The sequence below is a fragment of the Paenibacillus sp. FSL R7-0331 genome, from assembly GCF_000758645.1.
Classification (GTDB): domain Bacteria; phylum Bacillota; class Bacilli; order Paenibacillales; family Paenibacillaceae; genus Paenibacillus_AQ; species Paenibacillus_AQ camerounensis.
Genome location: NZ_CP009284.1, coordinates 6,011,655 through 6,034,643, shown reverse-complemented (window position 1 = coordinate 6,034,643; position 22,989 = coordinate 6,011,655). Strand labels below are relative to the sequence as shown.

Below are 22,989 nucleotides of genomic sequence, written 5' to 3'. Positions count from 1 at the left end.
TGACCGTTTATTTGACGAAAAACCACCTTTTTTATCACTGGATGTAAGCTATTCATTAATTTTCAGTCGTTTTATGGATTTGCATAAAATTGTTTGCCGCATAACAACAGAACAAAACGTGTAATTGGGGAAGTCAGGCGTTTTACAAGGTTCATCAATATCAAACAGGGGTGTGAACAGACAAAATGAAAAAGAATGTTCTTACATTATTGCTGCTTATGGTAATGGTACTCGTCACTGCTTGCGGAAACAACACGGCTAACAATGGAAACGCGGCGGATACCGGCAACGATGCAGCAGATAGCGGAAACGCCGGATCGGGCGATAAGCTGAAGGTTGTGCTGCTGATTCCGGGAACGCTTGGAGATAAATCCTTCTTCGACGCTGCCAACAACGGCCTGCAGAAAGTGAAGACAGAGCTGGGCGCTGAGACTAAAGTCATCGAGATGGGCAATGACAAAACCAAATGGGAGCCTACCTTTAACGACATTGCTGCTGAAGACTGGGATGTTGTCATTTCCGGCGGATCGGAAATTACTGAAATGTTCAATATGACGGCAGAAGCGAATCCGGATAAAAAATTCATCAACTACGATACAGACATCGAAGAAGCACCGGCTAATATGTATAACATGTCTTACTCCACCAATGAAGTCTCCTTCCTGGCGGGCGCAACTGCGGCACTGGCTACACAGTCGGATATGCCGAATGCGAACCCGGATAATGTCATTGGTTTTGTCGGCGGTATGGATATCCCGGGTATCAACGCGTTCCTGGTCGGTTACATTCAAGGTGCGCAATATGTTGATCCTGATGTAAAAGTAGCTGTGTCTTACGCGGGCGATTTCGTTAACCCTGCCAAAGGCAAGGAATTGTCGCTGATCCAGTACAACTCCGGTGTTGATGTGATCTTTAACGTAGCCGGCGGTACCGGTCTTGGAATCTTCGATGCTGCAAAAGAAAAGACAAAGTATGCAATCGGCGTCGATTCCGACCAGGCCATGCTGCTTAAAGATACAGACAGCGAAAAAGCGAACCTAATCATCACCTCTGCAATCAAAAAAATCGACAGCGCCATTCTGGGCGCCGTAACCAAGCTTCAGGACGGTACACTTGAAATGGGCAAACGCGATGTACTGGGCTTCGTTGAAGACGGCGTAGGCATTGCTGAAAATGACATCTACACCAGCGTATTCCCTGCAGATCTGCAAGCCAAGGTTGAAGAAGTGAAGCAGAAGCTGATCAACAAGGAAATCACAGTAGACAATGCAATGGGCATGGAGACTTCAGAGGTTGAAGCAATCCGTAATGCTGTTAAACCTTAATTGAATTAAACACTAACCGGTACGCCGTATCTCCTGCAGTTGGGATTCCTTCCTTAAGAAGAATTCCAGCTGCCTATTTTTGCAGAAAAACAGTCTAGTTGAAAGGCGTTGATAACCCGTGGAACACGCGCTGCTGGAAATGCGGGGAATAACCAAGGTGTATCCCAATGGCGTCGTTGCCAACAAGGATGTCCACTTTAGCCTGCGCGAAGGAGAAATTCATGCCATAGCGGGAGAGAATGGGGCGGGCAAATCGACCCTGATGAAGATCATGTTCGGAATGGAGGAGCCGAGTGAAGGCGATATCAGTATCCGCGGGGAAAAGGTGAAGCTGCAGTCCCCGCAGGATGCGATTGACCGGGGCATCGGCATGGTCCATCAGCATTTCATGCTGGTGCCCTCCTTTACGGTAGCCGAGAATATGGTGCTGGGCATGGAGCCGCGCAAGGGCGTTGGCTTCAACTACAGTGAAGCGGTCCGCCTGACGGAAGAGACGGCGCGCAAATACAATCTGGCTGTAAATCCTAAGGCAAAGGTCGAGGATCTTACCGTCGGGATGAAGCAGAAGGTGGAAATCCTGAAGGCACTGGTACGGGGCGCCAAAATCCTGATCCTGGATGAGCCGACCGCTGTGCTGACTCCGCAGGAAACCGAGGAGCTCTTCGTTGAACTCCAGCATCTGAAGGAGCAGGGACATACGATTGTGTTCATCTCCCACAAGCTGAAGGAGGTCAAGGCCATCTGTGACAGGATTACCATCATGCGCGGGGGCCGGGGCGAAGGGGTCTTCCAGACCCGGGACGTCAGTGAACAGGAGATATCACGGCTGATGGTCGGCCGGGATGTCGTGCTGAAATACGAGAAGGATAATGTACCTTTCGGCAAGCCGGTATTGTCCGTAAACAATCTGGCAGTCCACGACAGCCAGGGCAAGGCGCTGCTGGAGCAGGTCAGCTTTGCAGTCCGCAAAGGGCAGATCGTCGGGATTGCCGGAGTTGAAGGCAACGGCCAGAACCAGCTCGTTGAGGCGCTCACAGGCGGGCTGCATGCTGTATCCAGCAGCGGAACGGTAAAGGTCAACGAAACGGATATCCTGGCAGCTGACATTCTGCGCATCCGCAGCCTGGGCGTATCTTATATTCCCGAGGACCGGATGCGCCAGGGCGCTGCCGGGGATGCCAGCATTTCCGATAATCTGATCTCCACCCGCTACCGGTCGAAAGACATGAATAAGGGCCCGCTGCTGAACGGCAAACGGATCGCCGCACTTGCCGCAGCACTGGTGGAAGAGTTCAAAGTACGGTGCTCAGGCCCGCAGCAGCCGATCGGCATGCTCTCCGGAGGCAACATGCAGAAGGTCGTTGTTGCCCGGGAATGCTCTACCAGCCCGCAGCTGCTGATTGCCGAGCAGCCGACCCGGGGCGTCGATATCGGTGCAGCCCAGTTCATCCACCAGAAGCTGCTGGAGCTGCGCTCCGCCGGCAGCGGGATCGTGCTCTTATCGGCTGATCTGAACGAAATACTGGAACTGAGCGACAGTCTCCTTGTCATGTATGAGGGAGAGATTGTAGCCTACTTTGAGAATCCGTCCAAGGTGAGTGAAGAAGAGCTGGGCTTATATATGCTGGGCATCAACCGTCAGGACAAGCAGCAGATCGGGAGGGCCGTGAACCATGTTTAAAGTCAAATATTTTGAGGTGATCCGGACGACGGCGGTCATACTGATTGCGCTGGCCATCGCCTTTATCATTATTTCTCTGGTCAGCGACCAGCCGCTCAAGACGATCGGGATTTTTCTGTGGGAGCCCATTTCCACCAAGGGGCATATCGGCAATGTGATCGAAATGGCCATTCCGCTGATGTTCACCGGTCTTGCCGTGTCCCTGCTGTTCCGGGCCAATATGTTCAACCTCGGGGCAGAAGGTATCTTCTATTTCTCCGGCGTAGTGGCTTCGGTACTGGCGATTCATCTGAGCCTTAACAGCTGGTTTCACCCGGTCGTAGCGATTGCCGCGGGCTCCATTGTCGGAGCGCTGCTGTCGGCGATCCCCGGTATTCTCAAGGCTAAGTGGAACGCTAATGAGCTGGTTACTTCACTGATGTTCAACAACATTTTGTTCGGAATCGGACTCTATCTGCTTAACTATCATTTGCGTGATGCGAAGGCTTTTGCCAATGTATCCTATAAATTTCAAGAGACAGCCCGGCTGAGCAAAATCTTCACCGGCACACGCATCCATACCGGTCTGATTATTGTGCTGGTGATGATTGTTCTGGCCCACCTGTTCCTGTACCGGACCAAATGGGGCTATGAGCTGCGCATGACTGGTGTAAACCGCGAATTTGCCCGTTACTCGGGGATGAAGACAGCAAAGGTAATCATTCTGGTCCATCTGATCGCCGGCTTTATTGCCGGAATGGGCGGCTCAGTCGAAGTGCTGGGAATGTACAACCGGTTCCAGTGGGCATCTCTGCCCGGGTACGGTCTTGACGGTGCGCTGGTGGCGATGCTGGCCAAGAATAACCCGCTGTCCGTTATCGGCTCTGCCTTGTTCCTGGCGTATATCCGCATCGGTGCCGATATGATGGCCCGTCTGTCCGATGTGCCTTCCGAGATGATCTCGATCATCCAGGCGGTTATTATCCTGCTGATTTCGGCGGAGCAATTCCTGAAATTCTGGAAAAACCGGATGCTGCTGAAGGAGGCGAAAGCGAACGCATGAACAGTCTGCTGAATGTAATTTTAACGACGGACTTTGCCTTCTCGCTGCTGCGTGTAACCACACCTATTCTGTTTGCCGCACTGGGGGCGCTGATCTCGAACCGGGCCGGCATCATTAATATCGGGATGGAAGGGATCATGCTGGTGTCGGCCCTGGCCGGGGTCATTGTCAGTGCGTATACCCAGAGTGCCTGGGTAGGCCTGCTTGGCGCGGTACTGTCGGGGACACTGATTGCCGGGGTGCTGGCCTTTTTCACCCTGAAGTTTAAGACACATATTATTCTCGGCGGGGTAGCGATTAACATGTTCGCCTCAGGCGGTACAGTGTTCATCCTGTATCTGCTGAGCGGAGATAAAGGATCCTCCACATCCCTTGCGAGTAAGGTGCTGCCGAGTGTTCAGCTTCCGCTGATACAAGATATTCCTGTACTTGGACCGATTCTGTCAGGCCACCATATTCTGACTTACATCTCCATTCTGGCTGTAGTGGTCGTGTATTATCTGCTGAACCGCACGCCGCTCGGGCTGCGTATCCGTTCAGTCGGCGAGAATCCGCATGCGGCCCAGTCGGTCGGGGTCAGCGTGGTCCGGATTCAATATACGGCGCTGCTGCTCAGCGGATTTTTTGCCAGCCTGGGCGGAGCTTACATGTCGATGGGCTATCTGTCCCTGTTCACGCGTGATATGATCGCCGGCCGGGGCTGGATCGCAATTGCCGCAGAATCCATGGGCCGCAGCACGACGATCGGAACAGCGCTGACTTCGCTGCTGTTCGGGGCGGCAGATGCATTGTCCAATGCGCTTCAGGTGCTGAAAATTCCGGCCGAGCTGATTGCTACGCTGCCTTATGTGGCAACTGTGATCGGTCTGGTCATCTATGCGGTCTCCGAGACCCGGAAGAAAAACAAGAAGGTTAAAGGTCCTGTGGTGAAGTAGCGGAGAGCTGCTTCAGGCAAGGATTGACTGCTGAGAAAGACATAAGGGGGAGAACAACGATGCCAAGACCCATAATTATTGACTGCGATCCTGGGCATGATGACGCGATTGCGATTCTGCTGGCGCTGGCTCATCCGGAGGAGCTAGAAATCCGGGGCATTACAACGGTAGGCGGAAACCAGATTCTTGATAAAATAACGGACAACGCCCTCAAGGTGCTGAGCTTCGTTAATGCGGACATCCCTGTTGCCAAAGGGGCAGCGGGACCGCTGTTCGGCAAGCTGGTGACGGGGGAGGAAGCGCACGGGGAATCCGGGATGGACGGCCCGGTGCTTCCGGCCAGCAAGTTCAAGCCGGTGGAGCAGGGCGCGGTTGAATTCATGCTTGGGCTTATCCGCGCTTCGAAGGAAGCGGTCACCCTAGTGCCGCTGGCACCGTTAACCAATATTGCACTGCTAATCACTGCTTATCCTGAAGTAAAGAACAAGATTAAAGAAATCTCGCTGATGGGCGGGGGCCTTGCTTACGGGAATGTGACCAGTACTGCTGAATTCAATATCTTTGTTGATCCGGAAGCTGCGCGTATTGTCTATGAATCGGGCATTCCGATTGTGATGAGCGGGCTTGATGTGACGGATAAGGCGGCGATTTTTGAGGAGGAAATCCTTGAACTGAAGCAGAAGGGCCCGGTGTCTGTTATGGTCGGGGAGCTGCTGGATTTCTATTCGATCTATGGCAAAAAAATGGGCTATGTCGGCAACGCGCTGCATGATCCGTGCGCCGTAGCCTGGCTGGTGCATCCGGAGCTGTTCCAGTCAGAGCAGCTCTATGTGACGGTGGAAACCGAGGGTAAGCTGACCCGCGGCATGACCGTGGCTGACCGCAGAAAGAAGCCGGACCGCCAGCCTAATGTGCAGGTACTGACTGGAGTTGACCGCGAAGCGTTCATGAAGCTGCTGTTCGGTTCACTGGAACGGCTGGACCGGAAGCTGCTTACGGCAGCCGGGGGAAGCAGCTGATGGCCGGCTGGGAAAATCTGCAGGAGACGGTAAAGTTCGAGCTGCAGCAGCGGAACGAGGAAGGCTGCCGGACAGATGAGATCGCTGTGAAGCTGACTGCGGCAGGTACAGATGAAGGCAGGCTGATGGAAGTCTACCGTGAGCTGATGCAGCTTCAGGTGGCTGGGGATTTTCCGTACACGGAGCCTTCAGGGCTTGAAGAAATCCGCGCCTTACGGCCGGAGGGTCCGCGAAGGCTGGACCCTTCATGGACACCGGAACAGTGGAGAGACAAGTTCCACGGGGCGTGGCTGGGCAGAAGCATCGGCTGTGCGCTCGGCAAGCCGCTGGAGCATTGGGATTATCTGTACGGCAAGGACGGACGTCCGGGCTGGGAGAACATCGAGCTCTGGTTCCAGGGCGCGGATGCCTGGCCGATTAAGGGGTATACGCCGGAGAACTCCAGAGCGGAAGCGGAATATGGCCTGGGCCTTAGTGCATGGTCCTTTACCAGCACGCGGGAGAAAATCAGCTTCATGGAGAGTGACGACGATCTCCGTTATACCGTTCTGGGGCTGCTGCTGCTGGAGCAGAAGGGCCTGGACTGGGATGCCTGGGATATCGGCAAGCTGTGGCACGGAAATCTGACCTATGCGCAGGTATGTACTGCAGAGACACAGACGTATATGAACTTTGCTGCTGAAACCTCCCACATGCACAAGGAGAAGCCGGCTGACTGGGAGCAGCGGCTGAAACGGGTGCGGATGCATCTCAATCCGTACCGCGAATGGATCGGGGCGGCGATCCGGGCAGACGGGCTGGCATACGGAGCTGCCGGCCATCCGGAGCTGGCCGCCGAGCTGGGCTGGCGCGACGCGTCCTTCTCCCATGTGAAGAACGGAATCTACGGCGAGATGTTCAATGCGGCCATGATCTCGGCCGCCTTCGCCGAGCAGGATAACGAGCGGATTCTGGAAATTGGCCTCAGTGAGGTTCCGGCAAAGAGCCGGCTTGCCGAGGCGGTGCTCCAGGGAATTGATATTGCCCGATCAGCCAAGAGTGAACGCGAGCTGGTCAGCCGCATCTGGGACAAGTTCAGCCATTATGATCCGGTGCATACGGTCAATAATGCTGCGCTTGTTGCTGCGTCACTGGTCTATGGCGGCAATGATTTTGAGAAGGCGGTAGTCACCTCGGTCTACGGCGGAATGGACACGGATTGCAACGGAGCTACGGTTGGATCGATCATGGGGGCGAAGCTGGGTGCAAGCCAGCTGCCGGCAAGCTGGACAGCGCCGCTGAACGGTACGCTGTATGCTGACCTTCCCGGCTTCCATCCGATTGCTATTACGGCCTGTGCGGAGCGGAGCTATCAGGTGTTTCTGAAGCTGCGCGCAGAGCTTGAACAGAGGTAAGCTGCTGATAGAACATATAAGAAACGCTCTTTGCAAGAGGCGGACACTATAGTGTCCCTTCCGGCAAAGAGCGTTTTTGTATGAAGGGTCCGGCAGGCTGGCGGCAGCTCCGAATGAAATTGAAACAGAAATATGTCACAGAAATAGTGAACTATGTTAGCATAATCTATAGTTATTTCGTTGAGCAGTTAACTAATAAGATGCATACAGAATCAATAGGAGAGGAGTGCGGTTCATGCTGAAGGCGCTGATTGTGGATGATGAGCCCTGGGTACTGGAGGGGCTGCGGACTATGGTGGACTGGGAGAAATCCGGCTTTGAGCTGTGCGGAGAGGCGTTGAACGGGCCGGAGGCGCTGCGGCTGATTGAGCTGCATCAGCCGGACCTTGTACTGACGGATATTAATATACCGGTATTTAACGGCCTGGAGCTGATCACCCGGCTGAATCAATCAATGGACCGGCCGCCCCGGTTTGTCATTCTGAGCGGGTATGATGATTTCCAGTATGCCCGGACAGCTCTGCGCCAGCGGGTGGAGCAGTATCTGCTGAAGCCGGTTGATGAGGATGAGCTGGAGGACCTGCTGAGCAGGCTCTATAGCATAATCACCAATGAAATCGCTTCCATTAATGAGCAGCAGCAGAAGCAGGCAGGGATCATCGGCAGCATGCTGAACCGTCTGATTCAGGGTGAGGATGAGGAGGAATTCCGTCTGATGGCATCCAGCCTGATCAAGCTTCCCGCAGATGCCGAGCTGCTCGGCATTCTGGTCGATCCGCCGGCAGCGGCAGGGCATCTGCGGCTGCTGGTGAACTGTTACTTTCCCGCTGAGCTGACGTGCAGCTTTCAGGACAGGGCTGAACGGGCGGGCCTGCTGCTGCAATCGGGAGGGGTCTCCCGGGAGAGCCTGAAGGCCGCTATCACAGGCCTGCAGCAGGAACTGGAAAATCTGTCGCAGCAGCCGGTGGCGGTGATGGTCAGCGACAGAATGAACGGCATCGAATCCGTTAAGGAGCTTTACCTGCAGCTGCTGGAAATGCAGAAGCTGAGGTACTGTGCAGAGCAGGGAGGCGTGTTTTTACACAGTGAGTTCAGGCGCAGCAGCAGAGATGGAGGCAGGGAGCAGGTCACCTTTACAGAGCTGCTGGACAAAGTCAAAGCAGGTGAGCTGCAGGAGATTGAACCGTGTTTAAGGGGGATTTTCCGCCTGTACTCGCAGCAGCAGCATGCTGTGGAAGCTGTGCAGGCCGGTATTGCCCATCTGGAGATGAACCTGTGCAGGCTGGCGGCTGAGCATAGCGGAGATCCGGCAGCGATGATGAAAGGGCATCAGGAGGCCTGGGGCAGTCTGGGGGAGCTCAGTGATTATTCGCGGCTTGGAGCTTATGTAAGCGGTCTCTGCAGAACGGCGGCGGTATATCTGGCACAGCTGCAGGAGGCAAATGAGGGGAACACCATCTATAATGTCATCCGGTATGTGGATCGGGAATTCCGCAATAAGCTGCAGCTTCAGGAGCTGGCCCGAGAGTTTCATATGAACCCGGCCTACCTCGGACAGCTGTTCCGCAAAGAGACCGGACGCAGCTTCAGCGAATATCTGAACGTCAAGCGGATTGAAGCGGCCAAGGCGCTGCTGAAGCGGACAGAGCTGAAAATTTCCGATGTGGCGGCACAGGTCGGCTTCAGCAACACGGATTATTTTATCGACAAATTCAAGGGAATCGCAGGCGTTCTGCCTTCCGTATACAAGAACGCTGATCACAGCAAGCAGCTCTAGGAAAGCCGGGTGCACAATCCATGCTCAAAAAAAGGTTCCGCTTCAACAATATCGTCAATGACATTCCGCTGAATTATAAGTTTATTCTGATCTATATCGTAGGTGTGCTGCTGCCCATTATGGTCATTAACCTGGTGTTTCTCGGCCGGATTACGGACCTCATCAAGTCAAGGGAGGAGCAGAATCTGGAGATTTCTCTGGAGCGGGCAAGAAAGGACATCCATGATTTTATCGAAGGCGGGGTCGCCGTCAGCTATACCCTGTCCACAGACAAGAACCTGTATGAAATGCTAGACCGCCCCTATAAGGATTCCATTGATTTTTACGATGCCTATGATGAGGAACTGCGCGACCGGCTGTACAGTTTTATGCCTGTTAACAACCAGATTGAGCGGATTACGGTATACACTGCCAACCAGTCTATTGTATCCGGCGGCAATTATCAGGCTATTAACGCGAAAATCCGGACAAGCGACTGGTACAGGCAAGCCGAGTCTTCCGGCAACCAGGTGGTTGTAGCCGCCTACCGGATAAGCGAGAACAGTAACTCTTCCACACCGATGCTCAGCATCATTGACTGGATGGATCACTACAGCTCGTTCGGCACCTATGAGAAGCTGTCGCGGATTGATCTCGATCTCAGTGAGGTGTATGACATCATTGTCCGTGAAAAGGATTATTTGAGCCTTTATCTGGTCAATGAGCAGAATCAGATCGTCATGTCAGAGGCAAGCGGCTATCAGCATATAACGGATGAGCCTTACCCGCTGTTTACGCAGCCTGAGGACGGGGAACAGGAGGTGCACATCCTGCCTATCGGTACGGCCAATTATCTCAAGGGCTGGCGGCTAATCGGCATTACACAGGGGGAGCGGATTGCCCAGGCTGTTCTGGATATCCGGCTGTATGCGGCGGTGCTGGCGACCACGGTCACGCTGCTGACTTCAGCTTTTATCTATGTGATGCTGCGCTCCTATAATTACCGGGTGAAGCGGCTGGCCAGGCATATGCAGAAGGTGAGCAACGAGAAGTTCGAGCTGATCATGATTGACGAGGGCCGGGATGAGATCGGCGGGCTGATTCATAATTTCAACCGAATGACCTCACGGATCAATTCGCTGATTAACGACGTGTATAAGCTGGAAATCCAGAGTAAGAACCTGGAGATGGAGCGGGTGAGGGCGGAGCTGAATTTTCTGCAGAGCCAGATGAATCCGCATTTTCTGTTCAATACGCTGAATGCCATTCTCGTAGTCTGCACCAAGAACAAATATGACGATGTGACGGATATTATCAAAAGCCTCTCCAAGCTGCTGCGCAGGCTGCTCAGATGGAAGGAGGACCTGGTATCCCTTCAGGAGGAAATGCAGTTTATCGAAATGTATCTGAAGATCGAGAAATTCAGGTTCCGCGACAAGTTCGATTACCAGTTCGAAATTGAAGAGCAGGCGCTTGCTTACAAAATACCTAAGCTGAGCATGCAGCCACTTGTCGAGAACTCCTGCAAGCACGGCCTGCAGACCATAGAGGGCCTTGGGGTGATCCGAATCAGGGCGGCTGCGCGGGAGGACCGTCTGCAGATTACCGTATCAGATAACGGAAAAGGGATGGACGCTGCCAAGCTGAAAGAGCTGCTGCATAATATCCGCACCGAGGATTCCTCCGGGCTGAATATCGGGATGCGCAATGTATACCGCAGGCTGGAGCTGTATTATGCGGATCAGGTTACTTTTGAAATCATCAGCGCACCGGATGAAGGGACGTCCGTGTCGTTTGGTATCCCGCTGAGGCTGCTGGAGCGGATTCATCCGCCGGGAGGAGAGTGAAGGCTGTGACAACGTATAAAGTGCTGCTGATTGATGATGAGCCAAGCGCTCTGGAGGCAATGGAGCTGTGGATTGACTGGCAGGCATTAGGTTTTGAAATTGTCGGAACCTGTGCGAACGGCCAGGCGGGATTGCAGATGATCCGGGAGCTTGCGCCGGATCTTGTCATTACGGATGTGAATATGCCGCTGCTCAGTGGCCTGGAGATGGTTGCTGCCTGGCAGCGTGCAGGAGGCCGGGAGACCAAGTTCGCTATTCTCAGCGGCTACAGCGAGTTCGAATATGCCCAGACGGCAATCCGGTACGGCATCCATCACTATCTGCTGAAGCCGGTATTTCCGGAGGAGGCCGGGGAAGAGCTGCGTCAAATCCGGCTGGAGCTGGAGCAGGAGGCGCACAGCCGCAAATGCCGGCAGCTGGCCGCTTCGGAGGAGACAGCGGCGGTAGTCAAAGGGCTGCTCCTCGGACAGCCTTCTGTACAGGCCTCACCGGAGCTTCCTGCCGGGCTTCCGGCACACCCGGGCAGCTGGAGTGTATGCCTGATCCAGACGGAACCGCAGCATTATGCCGAGGTCAGAGTCCGGGCTGCCGGGCTGCTCACGGGTATTACGGGGGCGGTTCTGGCAGATATGGAAGCAGGCAGCTGCGCAATTGTGTTCGGCAGTGCTTCAGCTGAGGAGGGCCGCAGGACGTTTAAGAGAATAGCGGATGCACTCCGGCAGGGGTGCCCGGATATTCCGTTATTTATTGCGTCCGGTGACAATGCGGCTGTGCTTAACAGCATTAATCACAGCTACCAGACAGCTAAAGAGACGCTGCAGCATTTTTTTTACAGAGCTCCAGCAGCCGGACTGCTGATGTATGAGGAGATCAGTAATATTCCCTTCAGCAGCGACTATGATCATCTCAAGCTGGCTGATGAACTGGCCGGGTTCGTCAATACGCTGGACTTGCCCGGCTTCCGGCAGGCAGCGGCCAGCGCGGCCAGCAGCTTCCGTGCGAAGCATGTGTCTCCCGGTACTGTGAAGAAATTCATCATCCACCTGGTCTACCGGATTCTTGAGCTGGCTCCGCTCCCTGAGGAGGATACGTCCCGGGAGAATTACGGAGAGGATCGTCTATCCGGGCTTACCAGTCAGCTTCTTACGCTGGACAGGCTGATGAATCATCTGCTTGCCGCTGCTGAGACAGGGATCGGACTGCTGCTGCAGGAGCGGGACAGACGCTCGCATGATGTTGTAAGAGATATCAACCTCTACATCCGGGAGCATTACCGTGAGAGCCTGACGATTCAGCGGCTGGCTGAGATCTTTTATCTGCACCCCGTATACTTGGGCCAGCTCCTGATCAAAAAGAACGGGATGGGCTTCAATGAGCTTCTGCATAACCTGCGGATTGAAGAGGCCGTGAAGCTGCTGGAGGATCCGGGGCTCAAGCTGTCGGAGATTGCCGAGAAGGCGGGTTATGCCAATTACGGGCAGTTCCTGAAGCAGTTTGAGAGGAAAATGCATCTGTCCCCGAACGAATACCGGCAGGCAAAGTTCTAAAGTTTTTGGGGTTATACCTTTAATTCAGCTGTATTTTACGCCTGGAATCACCTCTATAATTTATTAATGTAAGTGCTTACAAAAAGCGTAACCAAAAATATGGAGGTGCTTTATGGGGGGCAAGTCAAAACGGACGTTCAAGTTATCACTGATCACGCTGTTATCCCTGAGCTTTGCACTCGCCGGCTGCGGCGGCAATAACAACGGTAATACCAAGGATAATGCCAAGGGTGAAGAGACCGGTGCGGCACAAACCGCCGGAGCTGCGGATACGGGCGACAAAATTGAGCCGTTCAACATCAGTGTGTTTCTGGGCGAAGCCGGCCAGCAGCCGACACCGGACAATAAAATTTATAAGAAAATTAAAGATGAGACGGGCGCCAGCTTCAATTTCGAATTTTTGGCAGGCGACATTAACCAGAAGCTGGGCGTTATGATCGCCGGCCAGGATTATCCGGACATGATGACAGGAAATACGAAGCTGACTGCAGCAGGGGCATATATTCCGCTCGAAGATCTGATTGAAGAGCATGCTCCGAATTTGAAAGCGCATTATGCAGAGTACTGGAACATGATGAAGGACCCTAATGACGGACATATCTATATCCTGCCTAACTACGGGGTATACAACGGCAAAGTGAACAGCGCCTGGTATTCAGGCCCGGCCTTCTGGATCCAGAAGGCAGTGCTCAAGGAATTCGGCTATCCGCAGGTCAAGACACTGGATGAGTACTTTGATCTGATTGAGAAATACAAAGAGAAATATCCGAAAATTGACGGCAGTCCGACAATCGGCTTCGAAATTCTGAATTATGACTGGAAGAACTGGGGACTGTTCAATGCGCCTCAGCATCTGATCGGACATCCGAACGATGGCGGGGTCGTGGTCAAAGACGGTGTGGCGGAGATTTTTGCAGACAAGGATTATGCCAAGCAGTACTACCAGAAGCTTAATGAACTCAATCATAAGGGTCTGATCGATAAAGAGACCTTTGTGCAGAACTACGACCAGTATATGGCGAAGCTGTCCAGCGGAACCGTTCTGGGCATGTTCGACCAGCACTGGAACTTCAACGCTGCCGAAGATTCCCTGACCACCCAGGGCAAAATCGAGCGTACCTACGTCGGGCTTCCGCTCGTATACGATAAGGCTACCAAGGACTATTACCGTGACCTTGCGGTTCTGAACCTTAACAACGGCTTCGGGATCAGTATCAACGCCAAAGATCCGGAGAAAATTATCAAGCTGCTCGACACCCTGATTCAGGAAGAATGGCAGAAGACCTTCTCCTGGGGCATTGAGGGCGAAGATTATATCGTAGAGAACGGCAGATTCATGAGAACACAGGAACAGCGCGACAATGCAGCCGATGCTACCTGGCAGCTGGCCAATAAAGCCAAGTCACTCTTCAGCTACCTGCCTAAGATGGAGGGAAGCTTCAGTGACGGCAACTCTACCGATGCAGCAGCGCAGCCGGAAGAGTATAAGGCAGGGCTCAAGCCGTTTGATAAGGAAGTGCTTGATGCTTACGGCTACGATACTTATGTGGACTTCTTCAGTGAGCCGCCTGCCAATCCGGTCTATTACCCGGCCTGGTCCATTGACCTGATTGAAGGCTCCGATGCCAAAATAGCTAATACCAAATTAAACGAATTACAGACCAAATTCTTGCCTAAGGCAATTCTCGCGAGTCCGGAAGAATTCGATGCCGTGTGGACCGATTATGTCGGGCAGATCAAGAAAGCCAATGTGAAGGCTTACGAAGATAAGATCAACGAGCAGATCAAATGGAGAATTGATACCTGGAGTAAGTAATAAATACGCAGTGAAACAGCAGGCGGAGGGCCGTTGCGGCCTTCCGCCTGCTCCAATAAACGAGGAGCGGGGAGACAATTACTATGGCTGAGACCTTAGAAACAGAAATAGCCGTCCGGCATCCCAACCGCAAAAAGAAGAAGCGGCCGGTTACCTGGTCGCTGATCAAAAGCCAGAACCAGCTGATTTGGATGTCAGTGCCTTTAATGCTCTACATTATTCTTTTTGCCTATGTGCCTGTCTGGGGCTGGACTATGGCCTTCCAGAATTACCGCCCTGCCAAGTCTTTCAGCGAACAGGAATGGGTGGGCTTCAAGCAATTCAAATTTTTGTTTACCGACGATAATTTTCTGCGGGTTCTGCGCAACACCTTATCTATGGGGATCATTAACCTGGTGCTCGGATTTGTAACGGCGATTGTGCTGGCACTGCTGCTGAATGAAATTAAAAATGTGCTGTGGAAAAGAACGGTCCAGACCATTTCCTATCTGCCGCATTTCCTGTCCTGGATTATCGTTACCGGCATTGTAGCGACCTCACTGTCGATCAATGACGGGATTGTAAATATTGTACTAATGAAGCTGCATCTGATTAAAGAGCCGATTCTATGGCTCAGTGAGGGCAAGTACTTCTGGGGCATTGTCGGTGCCTCGCATGTGTGGAAGGAAGTCGGCTGGAATACGATTATTTATCTGGCAGCTATTGCATCGATTGACCCGGCGCTGTATGAGGCTGCGGAAATCGACGGGGCGAGCCGCTACAAAAAAATGCAGTTTGTCACTCTGCCCGGCATCAAAGCAACTATTGTCATCCTGATGATCATGTCCATCGGGCACGTGCTGGAGGCAGGCTTTGAGGTACAATATCTGCTCGGCAACGGGCTGGTTGTGGACTGGGCGGAAACGATTGATATTTTTGTACTAAAATACGGGCTGGCACAAGGCAACTATTCACTCGCAACCGCAGGCGGTATCTTCAAAACGGTGGTCAGCGTAACCTTGCTGCTTATGGCTAACGGTATTTCCAAGCGGCTTGGGGAAGAGAGGTTGTTATAATGATGGATAACCGGCAGATTAGCCCCGGGCACAACACAGGCATGACGGTGAGAAAAAGCATTGGTAAAGGGAAGCTGGAGCCTGTGCTGTTCACCACCTTTAATACGGTGTTTATGATTTGTCTCGTGATTGTTACCTTATATCCGTTCCTGAATACGATTGCCGTTTCGTTTAACGCGGGGAATGACACGATCCGCGGCGGCATTTACTTATGGCCGAGAGCCTGGACTGTCCAGAATTACAAGGCGATCTTTGCCTCCGGCACGATTTATGATGCTTTTCTGGTTTCTGTAGCGCGGACGGTGCTGTCAACAGTGCTGAATATCTTTCTGACGACGATGCTGGCCTATACGCTGAGTAGACGGGAGTATGTCTTCCGCCAGCCGATCACAGTAATCTTCGTACTGACGATGTATTTCAGCGCCGGTCTGATCCCAAGCTACTTCCTGATCAAGGATCTCAACCTGCTTAACAGCTTCTGGGTGTATATTTTCCCGTCTATGATTAGTGCCTTTAATATGATCGTCATCCGGACCTATATCGGTACGATCCCCGAGAGTCTGATGGAATCGGCGAAAATTGACGGAGCCGGAGACTTCAAAATCTTCATGAGGGTGGTCTTCCCGCTGTGCAAGCCGGTGCTTGCAACGATAGCGCTGTTTGTGGCGGTGGGTGCCTGGAACTCCTGGTTCGATGCGTTTATCTACACCTCCTCCCGGCAGCACCTGAGTACTCTGCAGTACGAGCTGATGAAGCTCTTATCCTCGACGATGAACTCCAACAGCAATCCGAATGTTGCCGCCGGGGTAGGGATGGACCAGGATTCAGCACGTGCGCTGGTGACACCGCTGTCGATCCGGGCTGCGATTACGGTAGTCGCTTCAGTTCCGATTCTGCTCGTGTATCCGTTCATGCAGAAGTATTTTGTGGTCGGGCTGAATGTGGGGAGTGTTAAGGAGTAGGGGCAGCAGACGAAGGAGTGGGTGTAGTGAAGGCGGGTGGAATTCTAGGAAAGCAGCCGGAATCCACAGTACACTCCGGAGTCGCTATTCATCTAAGTTTATAGCAGGCTGAGTGATCCAAATAAGTGGAAATTAGCCAACTAATATGCGGCTAAATGCTGTAAAGTGGGTATTAGTGGGAAAAAGGTCAACTAAATCTGCTGTTTTCGCCACTATTGGGGCTTACGGGCTGAACTAGGCGGAGGTTTTCCAACTAATTCGCAGAGAGACTCGGATTCAGTGAGATTAGGTGGCAAAAATCCAACTAAAGTTTCGATCTAAGAAAGGTTGTCTGCGTTTATATGAAGCGATCATTCATAGAGTATACGAACCCGGTGCTGCCGGGTTTTTATCCTGATCCGAGCATTACCCGGGCGGGAGAGGACTATTATCTGGTCTGCAGCAGCTTTGAATATTTCCCCGGCGTTCCGCTGTTTCACAGCCGTGATCTGATTCACTGGAAGCAATTCGGTCATGTGCTGGACCGGATCAGCCAGCTCGACATCCGTAATTGCGGCAGCTCTGACGGAATTTATGCGCCGGCCATCCGTTATCACGACGGGCTATTCTATATGATTACTACAGATGTACGGGGACGGGGTAATTTCTATGTGACTGCCGCTGACCCCGCAGGCCACTGGTCTGACCCTATCTCTATCCCTTATGGCGGTATTGATCCATCGCTCATGTTCGATGAGAACGGCAGAGTCTATGTAACCGCTCAGCAGGGTGCCGGCTATGACTCGCATATCATCCAGTATGAGATTGATATTGCTACCGGAGCAGCGCTGACTGAACCCGTAGTGATCTGGACCGGTGACGGCGGGCCGTGGCTGGAGGGTCCGCATTTATACAAGATTAACGGGATGTACTATATCATGGCGGCTTCCGGGGGAACGGCCAAGGAGCACCGCGAGATCATCGGCCGCAGCAGCTCGCCGTACGGTCCATTTGAGGAATGGGCCGAGCCGATTCTGACCCACAGGGAGCTTGAGCATCCGATCCAGTATCTGGGTCATGCCGATCTGATCGAAGGACCGGACGGCGGATGGTGGGCGGTCTTTCTTGGTGTGCGTCTTGGGGACGACGGCTACGGTGTGCTTGGCCGGGAGACATATCTGGCCCCGGTGAGCTGGAGTGAGGACGGCTGGCCGCTGATTGATAACAATGAGGGTACGGTCGGGCTGGAGATGTGTGTTGAGCGGCCTTGTTACAGTGACGGGGAAGAGGAGCAGGCAGCTGGGAGCGGCTGCGGGCTGCGTAAGCTGGAGGCTGCGGGTGAGCTTGATAAGTTAAGTGAAGCTGGGATCAGCTCTGAGAAAATCATTAAGCAGTCAGGTAGCAGCCTGGATGAAAAGGTGCAGGATAGCGGTCTTTATAGCGGACGGCATGAGTTTGACGATCGTTTGCTGCCGCATGATTTGGTCTTCCTGCGCAACCCGGCTGAGCACAGCTGGTCACTGAAGGAGCGTCCGGGCTGGCTGGCGCTTAAGGGGCAGCCGGCCGGACTTAATGATACCGGCCAGACAGCCTTTGTCGGCCGCAGACAGCAGCAGTTTACCGCTGAGTGGAGCACGCTGCTTGAGCTGGACGATCAGGCCGACAGTGCAGAAGCCGGATTATGCGTCAGAATGAATGAGCGGGCCCATTATGAAGCAGGGATGATTCGCAGGGACAGTCAACTGCTGGTGTTTGCACGGCTAACGGTGAGAGGACAGACGGAGCTGGCAGCGGAGGTTCCGGTAAACGGGTCTGAGGGCAGGGTTTTTCTGAAGATTACCGCAGATTACCACGAGTACCGTCTGCTTTATTCCATGGACGGTAAGGAGTGGACACAGCTTGCAGCAGGTGCAGCATATGAGCTTTCACCGCAGGCTGCTGAAGGAAATGCTTTTACCGGAGTAGTGGTTGGCATGTACGCGACTGGTAACGGCCGGGAGATGCCGGGAATTGCTTATTTCGACTGGCTGGAATGGCAGGCTTGAGCGGCTGCTGTTACATCTGCATGGCAATGAAGGCTGATTATACTTGCGGAAATTTTATGGTGGGAGGGTATTAGGATGGGAGATAACAGCTTTAGCGGGCTTTCGTTAAAAGGCTTGTTCACTGATGATTTTATGATCGGTGCGGCGGTGAATCCGCTCACGATCCGCTCGCAGGAGCAGCTGCTCGCCTATCATTTCAATAGTATCACTGCCGAGAATGAGATGAAGTTTGAGAGCCTGCACCCGCAGGAGGCGGTGTATACCTTTGAGCAGGCGGACGAGCTGGCGGCATTTGCCCGGAAGCACGGATTGTCGATGCGCGGTCATACCCTGGTGTGGCATAACCAGACGAGCGATTGGCTTTTTACGGACGGAGCAGGCGAGGCGGTAAGTAAAGAGCTGCTGCTGTCACGCCTGAAATCACATGTTGATACAGTAGTCGGGCGTTACCGGGGCCAGATTTATGCCTGGGATGTCGTCAATGAGGTAATCGCTGATGATAGTCCGGAGCTGCTGCGGCCCTCCAAGTGGCTGGAAATCGCCGGACCTGAGTTCATTGCTCGGGCGTTCGAATATGCTCATGAAGCTGATCCGCAGGCGCTTCTGTTCTACAATGACTACAATGAAAGTCATCCGCAGAAGCGCGACAAAATCTATACACTATTGAAGTCGCTGCTGGAGCAGGGTGTGCCGGTCCACGGTGTCGGCCTGCAGGCCCACTGGAATCTGTACGATCCAGCGCTGGATGACATCCGGGCAGCGATCGAGAAGTACGCCTCGCTCGGGCTGCAGCTGCAGCTTACCGAGCTGGATATATCCCTGTTCCGCTTCGAAGATAAGCGGACGGACCTCACAAGCCCGCCGCCGGAGCTGCTTGAGCTCCAGGCGGAGCGGTATGACGCGGTATTCCGGCTGCTCCGGGAATACCGTGAGGTCATCTCTTCCGTCACCTTCTGGGGGGCGGCGGACGACTACACCTGGCTGGACAATTTCCCTGTCCGCGGACGGAAAAACTGGCCGTTCCTGTTCGATGAACAGCACCGGCCAAAGCCTGCGTTTGAGCGGCTTGCTGCGCGCAGCCGCTAATGAATAAAGAGACGGACAGTACAAACTAATTAAAAGTAATTCATTCCGGACTGCCGCCTAAATGGAGAAGTCAATAGTCCCCTTCCACGACATAAAACCACGCCAACAAGGCGTGGTTTTATGTCGTTATCTTGCAAGATATACAATTACCTCAAATTATTCGAGAAAAGCATATTATTGCTGATTAATAAGTTGATTTTCTTGCATCCCATGAATAATCTTAACGGTATTTATTTTCCAATTCAATTTATCACGATTGAGTAAAAACAATAGTTCACCATAATACACCTGTGTAAGCTCATTATTCGAATTATAAGTCATTATTTCAAAGCCCGTTAAAATTTCTACCTTATTTAAAGAACGGTTAATGACTTTTTGCTTAACTAAGGGAGCGGGTAAACCATTTTGCTCATCAAAATTTAGAAATTCGGATATGTTACCGGGATACATTTTCAAATTACTTTTCTTTGATTGAAATTCGGTTATGTAGCGATTGATTTCATTTTTTGGCAGACTGTATACTGTTATTCCTCCAAAGATAACTACACCTATAACTAAAATAAGTACTGTTTTAATAATTTTTTTATTCATGTTACTGATCCTCCTGATAGTTGGCTAGCACGAATACATAGTGTATCCGTGCTAGCCAAACTATTTAATAGGACATAGTACCTGGAGATTTCCAGTCATTACGATATCCTTCATATTTAAGAAAATCTGAATTTGAATAAAGTTTTTTAATTCATGCCGGCCAGCATCATTAAGAAAATATCATAAAATACCTATTTTTGATATATAAACTCAAGCACTAACAATGCCTGAACGTCCGGATGGACACGCTAGATAAAGCCAGGGAATTCGCGACCAGCTGTCTTTTTGGTGCCGCAGTTACCTTATATAGCCGCAGGATAATTTTAACTCCGGCTGCACATCCTTAGAGGAAGCGGACCCTCTCATAGGTCTGATATATCATTTTAAAAATAAATGATGACACAGTGAAGGTTATGCCTTATTATTTAAAGAGATTTTTAATAAAACAGTTTTAAAATAGTTGTAATACACTTTTCAGGAAACAGGCTATATTATCAGCAGGTCCGGAGAGGGGCGGAATACGATTTTAGCGCTGAACGGAGTTAGTAAAAGCTTCGAACTGAGGGAAGGCAGCCACCACGCGGTCCGGGATGTATCACTCTCAGTGAAACCGGCTTCAATCCACGGCATAATCGGGGCAAGCGGAGCCGGCAAATCAACGCTGCTGCGTCTGATGAATCTGCTGGAGCGTCCTGACAAAGGCACTGTGCATGCAGGCGGCAAGGAGCTGACGGCATTAACAGAGAAAGAGCTGCGCCGGGAGCGGCAGAAGATCGGGATGATCTTTCAGCATTTTAACCTGGTCGCCAATGCAACCGTCAGCCGTAATGTAGCCATTCCGCTGGAGTTGGCGCGCGTGCCGAAGGGGGAACGGCAGAAACGGGTGGCCGAGGTGCTTGATTTTGTCGGCCTGACCGACAAAGCGGAGCAATATCCCGCCCGGCTCAGCGGCGGACAGCGGCAGCGGGTGGCGATTGCCCGCGCCCTGGCGAATAATCCGCAGCTGCTGCTGTGCGACGAGCCGACCTCCGCGCTGGACCCGGTGACTACGGCGGATATCCTTAGCGTGCTGAAGCATATTAACGCTGCGCTCGGCGTAACGATCGTGATCGTGACCCATGAGCTGGATGTGGTGCGCAGCATCTGCACTGAGGTATCTGTCATGCGGGACGGGATAATCGTGGATGCCTTTTCACGTGAGGAGAACGGGTTCCTTCCACCATCAGGGCATTCCGGCTCTTACCGCGAGCAGATTACCGGCAAGGCAGGTGGGCGATAATGTGGGAAAGCATGCTGAAATACCAGGATCTGATGTGGCAGTCAATCGGAGAGACCTTTGTTATGGTCGGAATCTCCATCCTGGCAGCGCTACTGGTCGGGCTTCCGCTGGGTACACTGTTGTACTTTTGCCGCAAGGGCCAGCTTTATGAGAACCGGAGCCTGTCGCTGACGCTGAACAGCATCGTTAACGTGGTCCGCTCTTTTCCGTTCCTGCTGCTGGTGGTGGCGCTTATTCCAGTGACCCGTTTTCTGGTTGGAACGGCTATCGGGACATTAGCCTCAACAGTGCCGCTGTCGGTTGTCGCCATAGCTTATTATGCCCGTCTGGTGGAGCAATCCCTGCTGGAGGTTCCCAAAGGTACTATTGAAGCGGCCCTGTCCATGGGGGCTTCGAAGGTGGAGCTGATTTTCAAGTTCCTGTATGTAGAAGCGCGCTCGGGCCTGGTGCTCGGACTTACGGCATCCACGATCAGCTTTATTTCTTTTTCAACGGTGATGGGTGTTGTGGGGGGCGGGGGTGTCGGTGATTTTGCCATCCGTTACGGGTATCAGCGGTTTGAGACCGAAGTGATGGCCTACGCCATCGTCGTCATGATTGTGCTCGTGCAGCTGATTCAGTTCACCGGAAGCACGGCGGCAAGACTGCTCGATAAACGCTGATCCAAGGGAAGACCGGACAATGAATGTGCTGGCTGTACTATTTTGAAATCCAAACATAAATATCGGGGGTTATTGAAAAACAATGAAAAAGTCCATGATTGCAATGCTGATGCTATTCGTCCTGGTTGCTGCCGGCTGCGGTAACAACACTAACAATACTCAAAATAATGCTGAAGCCACGGAAGCACCAGCAGCAACAGCAGCAAGTACAGAACCCGTAAAAATCAAGGTAGCAACGCTGATTCCTCCAATGACAGATATTCTTGATATTGTGAAGCCGCTGCTGCTGGAGGACGGGGTGGATATGGAGATCGTTGTTTTGTCTGATAATGTGCAGCCGAATGAAGCGCTGGCGAACAAGGAAGTGGATGCGAACTTCTTCCAGCACGTGCCTTACATGACGCAGTTCAATGACAGCAAGGGCTCGAACCTCGTTCCGGTACAGCCTGTGTATGACGCGATCTACGGAGGCTATTCCAAAAAGGTCAAATCCATCGAAGAGCTGCCGGAAGGCGCGAAGCTGGTAATGGCTAATGACCCGTCCAATATCGGACGTTCGCTGCAGATGTTTGCCGATGCCGGTCTGATTAAGCTGAAGGATGGTGTAGGCATCACAGCAACCCAGGCGGATATTACGGAAAATCCGAAGAACTTCAAGTTCGAGGAGGTCGATCTGCTGATGCTGGCCCGGATGCTGGATGACGGCGACCTGGTGGCAATGACTCCTGCATATGCCAGCCCGCTGGGCCTGACTCCGAAGAAGGATGCGCTGATTACCGAACGTGAGGATTCCGAATTCACAATCACGCTCGTAGCGCGCGAAGACAATCAGGATTCCGATGCAATCCAGAAGCTGGCAAAGCGCATCAGCGGTCCCGAAGTGAAGAAGTTCCTGGAAGATAATTATGCAGAGATTGCTCTGCCGGCTTTTAAATAAATAGAAAAAAAGGACAGTATTTCATCCGGAA

General features: G+C 52.6%; 18 protein-coding genes. 17 read left to right on the top strand and 1 reads right to left on the bottom strand.

Features of this window, described 5'->3' with window-relative positions:
- Positions 1–185: 185 nt before the first annotated feature.
- The 14 genes from R70331_RS26160 (at position 186) to R70331_RS26095 (ending at position 19,489) form a co-directional block, all read left to right on the top strand.
- Positions 186–1,325 (top strand): BMP family ABC transporter substrate-binding protein, encoded by a 1,140-nt coding sequence (locus R70331_RS26160; protein WP_042180740.1) that lies wholly within the window; start codon positions 186–188, stop codon positions 1,323–1,325.
- A 118-nt stretch (positions 1,326–1,443) separates the two neighbouring features.
- Complete coding sequence (locus R70331_RS26155) at positions 1,444–3,006, top strand: ABC transporter ATP-binding protein (RefSeq protein WP_081947758.1); 1,563 nt, start codon at positions 1,444–1,446, stop codon at positions 3,004–3,006.
- Positions 2,999–4,048: an ABC transporter permease gene (locus R70331_RS26150; protein WP_042180739.1), complete on the top strand. Its 1,050-nt coding sequence runs from the start codon at positions 2,999–3,001 to the stop codon at positions 4,046–4,048. The genes R70331_RS26155 and R70331_RS26150 overlap by 8 nt, the downstream gene beginning before the upstream one ends.
- The gene (locus R70331_RS26145; RefSeq protein WP_042180737.1) at positions 4,045–4,983 is read left to right on the top strand and encodes an ABC transporter permease; all 939 of its coding nucleotides are present in this window, start codon (positions 4,045–4,047) and stop codon (positions 4,981–4,983) included. Before R70331_RS26150 ends, R70331_RS26145 begins: the two co-directional genes overlap by 4 nt.
- 59 nt (positions 4,984–5,042) lie before the next feature.
- Entirely contained in the window at positions 5,043–6,002 is a 960-nt protein-coding gene (locus R70331_RS26140) for a nucleoside hydrolase (RefSeq protein ID WP_042180733.1), read from the top strand.
- Positions 6,002–7,396 carry an ADP-ribosylglycohydrolase family protein gene (locus tag R70331_RS26135; protein ID WP_042180731.1) on the top strand — a complete coding sequence of 465 codons (1,395 nt, stop codon included), beginning with the start codon at positions 6,002–6,004 and terminating at the stop codon, positions 7,394–7,396. The genes R70331_RS26140 and R70331_RS26135 overlap by 1 nt, the downstream gene beginning before the upstream one ends.
- A 235-nt stretch (positions 7,397–7,631) precedes the next feature.
- Entirely contained in the window at positions 7,632–9,173 is a 1,542-nt protein-coding gene (locus R70331_RS26130) for a response regulator (protein WP_042180729.1), read from the top strand.
- A gap of 20 nt (positions 9,174–9,193) precedes the next feature.
- The gene (locus tag R70331_RS26125) at positions 9,194–10,999 is read left to right on the top strand and encodes a sensor histidine kinase (RefSeq protein WP_042180727.1); all 1,806 of its coding nucleotides are present in this window, start codon (positions 9,194–9,196) and stop codon (positions 10,997–10,999) included.
- Positions 11,000–11,004: 5 nt separating this feature from the next.
- Entirely contained in the window at positions 11,005–12,546 is a 1,542-nt protein-coding gene (locus R70331_RS26120) for a response regulator transcription factor (protein WP_052419226.1), read from the top strand.
- A 112-nt stretch (positions 12,547–12,658) separates the two neighbouring features.
- On the top strand, positions 12,659–14,362 hold the full coding sequence (locus tag R70331_RS26115; RefSeq protein WP_042180725.1) for a type 2 periplasmic-binding domain-containing protein: 1,704 nt from the start codon (positions 12,659–12,661) through the stop codon (positions 14,360–14,362).
- Between the two features lie 83 nt (positions 14,363–14,445).
- A complete protein-coding gene (locus tag R70331_RS26110) occupies positions 14,446–15,417 on the top strand; it encodes an ABC transporter permease (protein WP_042180722.1) in 972 nt (323 codons plus the stop codon).
- A 2-nt stretch (positions 15,418–15,419) separates the two neighbouring features.
- The gene (locus R70331_RS26105) at positions 15,420–16,379 is read left to right on the top strand and encodes a carbohydrate ABC transporter permease (protein WP_042183276.1); all 960 of its coding nucleotides are present in this window, start codon (positions 15,420–15,422) and stop codon (positions 16,377–16,379) included.
- Positions 16,380–16,720: 341 nt separating this feature from the next.
- Positions 16,721–18,403, top strand: a complete 1,683-nt coding sequence (locus R70331_RS32240; RefSeq protein ID WP_042180720.1) for a glycoside hydrolase family 43 protein — start codon at positions 16,721–16,723, stop codon at positions 18,401–18,403.
- Positions 18,404–18,478: 75 nt separating this feature from the next.
- On the top strand, positions 18,479–19,489 hold the full coding sequence (locus R70331_RS26095; protein ID WP_042180718.1) for an endo-1,4-beta-xylanase: 1,011 nt from the start codon (positions 18,479–18,481) through the stop codon (positions 19,487–19,489).
- Positions 19,490–19,663: 174 nt separating this feature from the next.
- Here R70331_RS26095 and R70331_RS26090 read toward each other — a convergent pair whose 3' ends face one another.
- Complete coding sequence (locus tag R70331_RS26090; RefSeq protein WP_042180716.1) at positions 19,664–20,080, bottom strand: hypothetical protein; 417 nt, start codon at positions 20,078–20,080, stop codon at positions 19,664–19,666.
- 523 nt (positions 20,081–20,603) lie between these two features.
- Here R70331_RS26090 and R70331_RS26085 point away from each other — a divergent pair.
- The 3 genes from R70331_RS26085 to R70331_RS26075 all read left to right on the top strand — a co-directional run bounded on the left by R70331_RS26085 (position 20,604) and on the right by R70331_RS26075 (position 22,958).
- Entirely contained in the window at positions 20,604–21,359 is a 756-nt protein-coding gene (locus R70331_RS26085) for a methionine ABC transporter ATP-binding protein (protein ID WP_081947757.1), read from the top strand.
- Positions 21,359–22,021 carry a methionine ABC transporter permease gene (locus tag R70331_RS26080; RefSeq protein ID WP_042180714.1) on the top strand — a complete coding sequence of 221 codons (663 nt, stop codon included), beginning with the start codon at positions 21,359–21,361 and terminating at the stop codon, positions 22,019–22,021. The genes R70331_RS26085 and R70331_RS26080 overlap by 1 nt, the downstream gene beginning before the upstream one ends.
- Positions 22,022–22,103: 82 nt before the next feature.
- Complete coding sequence (locus tag R70331_RS26075) at positions 22,104–22,958, top strand: MetQ/NlpA family ABC transporter substrate-binding protein (protein ID WP_042180712.1); 855 nt, start codon at positions 22,104–22,106, stop codon at positions 22,956–22,958.
- The last annotated feature ends 31 nt before the right edge of the window (positions 22,959–22,989 follow it).